This window comes from Pseudomonas sp. K5002 (assembly GCF_013386655.1).
Taxonomy (GTDB): Bacteria; Pseudomonadota; Gammaproteobacteria; order Pseudomonadales; family Pseudomonadaceae; genus Aquipseudomonas.
This window is the reverse complement of the sequence record NZ_JACARK010001278.1, coordinates 1-2770: the sequence shown is the minus strand read 5'-3', so window position 1 is coordinate 2770 and position 2770 is coordinate 1. Positions and strand designations below refer to the sequence as shown.

The following is a 2770-nucleotide window of genomic DNA, read 5'->3' as shown; positions in this document are numbered from 1 at the left end:
TTCGCCCTTGCAGTTGTTCACGCCGTAGCAACGACCCGGCTGTTCCGGCTGGTCGGCGGCGCTGGCGGCCGCCGCGAAGGAAGCGGACGCCATGGCGATCAGGGCGGCAGCAGTGGCAAGGCTCAAGCGGGATTTGATGGATGTACTCATGGGTATTACTCCTCGGGGGTGGGGTTTATTTGATGACGGATGCCGCGTCTTCGATGACCTTCGCCACAGCCTCGGGCTGGGAGATGTACACCGAGTGGCTGGCCTTGATTTCAGTGACTTTCGAGCCGGCGCGCTTGTACATCCAGCGCTGCAGATCGGGGCTCAGGGCACGGTCTTCGGTGGACACCACGGCGTAGGTCGGCTTCTTGTGCCAGGCCGCGGCCCACACGGTGCCGCCGAACAGCGCGGTGGTGGCCGGCACCTGGGAGGCGGCCATGAAGTCGGTGCGGTTGGTGGTCAGGTCGGCAGCAAAATCGGCATTGAACTTGGTGCGATCAAAGAACAGATGCCCGTCGCGGGTCTGCATCACGTCATTGCTCGGCGCCGGCATCGACGACAGCAGCTGGCTCATGTTCTCGCCGACTTCCGGTTGCAGGGCCGAGACATAGACCATCGACTTGACCTTGTCGCGGTCACCGGCAATCGAGATCACCCCGCCGCCGGAGCTGTGACCCACCAGCACCACCGGGCCGACCTGCTGCTCCAGCACTTCGCGGGCCTCGGCCACGTCGGCGGCGAGGCTTTCATGGCCCTGATGCACCACGGTGACCTTGTAGCCCTTGTGAATCAGAATGTCGTGCACCACTCGCCAGCCGGAGCCGTCGACAAAGGAACCGGGCACGATCACCACGCTTTTACCGGTGCCCGGCTGGGGCTTGGCTGCATCGGCGGCCGAGGCCACCAACGGTGTAGCGAGTGCCATGGCGATCGCCAGGGAAGAAAGAATACGCATGCGACTCTCCACAGGCCTTGGGGCCTGATCATTGTTGTGAAAGGGTTAACGGCGTTGGCCGGACAGCACGCGGTCCAGTGACCAGGCCCCGCCGCCATACGCCAGCAGCGGCAGCAACAGCCCGGCCCAGGTCAGGTGGGTCGGCCAGGCGTCGGGGTATACGAACACCTCGATCACCAGGGTCATGCCCAACAGCGCGGCAGCCGCCGGGCGGGTCAGCAGGCCCAGCACCAGCAACAGCGGGAACAGATGCTCGGCGTAGGTCGCCAGGTGCGCTGCCCAGTCCGGCGGCACCAGCGGCAAGGCGTATTCCGAGCGAAACAAGGTGTAGGTCGACGGCTTGAGCTGCAGGAAACCGGTCACCTTGGTGCGGCCCGAGAGGAAAAACACCGAAGCGATCCCGAGGCGGGCCACCAGCAACAGCAGCGCCTCAGGCAGCACACGCTTGAGCACCGCAGGGGCCAGGGCAATCATGGTTGTTCCGTCAGGCTGCCGAAGCCTTTGGGGGTTTTGATCTGGGTGCAGGTGCCTTTGTCCACCAGCACCCAGGCGTTGCCCTGGTAATCCGCCTTGGCGGTGCCGGCGCAGGAAGTCCCGGCACCGGCGGCGCAATCGTTGGCACCGGCGAGGGACACGCCGAAGCATTTTTCCTGAGGCTTGGCATCCTCGGCATGGGCGGTGGCGGCGAAGGCACCGAGGGACAGTGCGAGGGTGGCGGCAAGGGCTGCGTAATGGCGCTTCATTGTTGAATCTCCTGGCTTGACTGAATGTGGCCAGGGCGCTTGTGCGGTGGGTGACCGCCTGCGCCATCTGGTAGACAGATTTAAAGCCAGGCGTGTATCCCGTCTGTGTCGCGTTTCCTCCTTCTATTCATGCCGGTGTATCAGGTGGGTGCTGATACACAGTCTGATACACAGCCAAAAAAACCACGCCAAACCACCGCCGTTTTATTCGGCATCCCGAACGACACAATTAGAAATATTCGCCTTTCCGAACACCCAACTTCCCCCGCTTTCGACGACCTCAAAAATCCCCATAAATTTCATACGGTTGTTGTCATCTTTGTTACATGCCAACTGGCATACATTCTGCTACATCAGGTTTTCTAGTAATAAAATGTTTCTAAATTGAAACAGTCTCATCGCCTGAAACCCAACGGCCCCGCGCCCTATAACAACGTCCATGCCCCAAAGGAGGGCGACAACTCTCACCTTTTTGATCGACTTCAACTCTCCAAGCCTGCTGCCGCACGTAAGCACCCAAAAGGGCGAATGGCCTGATCGCCAATAACAAGCCCGACTACAAAAAAGGACAAATTGATGAGTTCGAGCAAATACCCCGCAGTGTCCTTCACGGACCTCGTCCCCCAGGCCCCGGACCACACCGAGAATGCAATCGGTTTCGGCCCCTTTCTCTTGTTGGCGCGCCAGCATGTATTGCTGCGCAACGGCGAGCCGGTGACCCTCGGCAGCCGCGCCTTGTACTTGCTGATCGCCCTCGCCAGCCGGGCTGGCGAGTTGCTGGAAAAGTCCGAGCTGATCTCTTTCGCCTGGCCCAAAGTGGTGGTGGAGGAATGCAACCTGCGCGCGCAGATCGTTGCGCTGCGCCGGGCGCTGGGGGATGACGGCAACTTCAGCTACATCGTCACCGTGCCGGGCCGGGGTTATCGGTTTGTCGCGCCGGTGACGATGCAGGCAGTGAGTGAAGGCGCCATCGCCCAGGCGCTGGTACCCGCCCCGACGGTGGACGTGCCCAACCTGCAACCGCCGCCCAGCACAGTGATTGGTCGCGAACAGCTGATCCTGAGCCTGGCCGACCAGGTACTGA

Annotated in this window: 4 protein-coding genes; 1 reads left to right on the top strand and 3 read right to left on the bottom strand. The window is 61.7% G+C overall.

The annotated features are described in order from the left end of the window. Window positions 1-175: 175 nt before the first annotated feature. The 3 genes from HX846_RS35655 to HX846_RS35645 are packed head-to-tail and all read right to left on the bottom strand — an operon-like array spanning window position 176 to window position 1686. Window positions 176-943, bottom strand: a complete 768-nt coding sequence (locus HX846_RS35655; RefSeq protein WP_003211274.1) for an alpha/beta fold hydrolase — start codon at window positions 941-943, stop codon at window positions 176-178. Window positions 944-988: 45 nt separating this feature from the next. Beyond that, complete coding sequence (locus HX846_RS35650; protein ID WP_003211272.1) at window positions 989-1417, bottom strand: DoxX family protein; 429 nt, start codon at window positions 1415-1417, stop codon at window positions 989-991. Next, window positions 1414-1686: a DUF2282 domain-containing protein gene (locus HX846_RS35645; protein WP_003211270.1), complete on the bottom strand. Its 273-nt coding sequence runs from the start codon at window positions 1684-1686 to the stop codon at window positions 1414-1416. Before HX846_RS35645 ends, HX846_RS35650 begins: the two co-directional genes overlap by 4 nt. A gap of 576 nt (window positions 1687-2262) precedes the next feature. On the opposite strand from HX846_RS35645, the gene HX846_RS35640 reads away from it, so the two are divergent. Continuing rightward, on the top strand, window positions 2263-2770 hold a 508-nt coding region (locus tag HX846_RS35640), incomplete at its 3' end, for a transcriptional regulator (protein ID WP_178967289.1).

What these genes read in the sequence shown, in the direction of transcription:
- HX846_RS35655 (WP_003211274.1), bottom strand. Translation starts at nt 943, where the DNA reads ATGCGTATTCTTTCTTCCCTGGCGATCGCCATGGCACTCGCTACACCG.
- HX846_RS35650 (WP_003211272.1), bottom strand. Translation starts at nt 1,417, where the DNA reads ATGATTGCCCTGGCCCCTGCGGTGCTCAAGCGTGTGCTGCCTGAGGCG.
- HX846_RS35645 (WP_003211270.1), bottom strand. Translation starts at nt 1,686, where the DNA reads ATGAAGCGCCATTACGCAGCCCTTGCCGCCACCCTCGCACTGTCCCTC.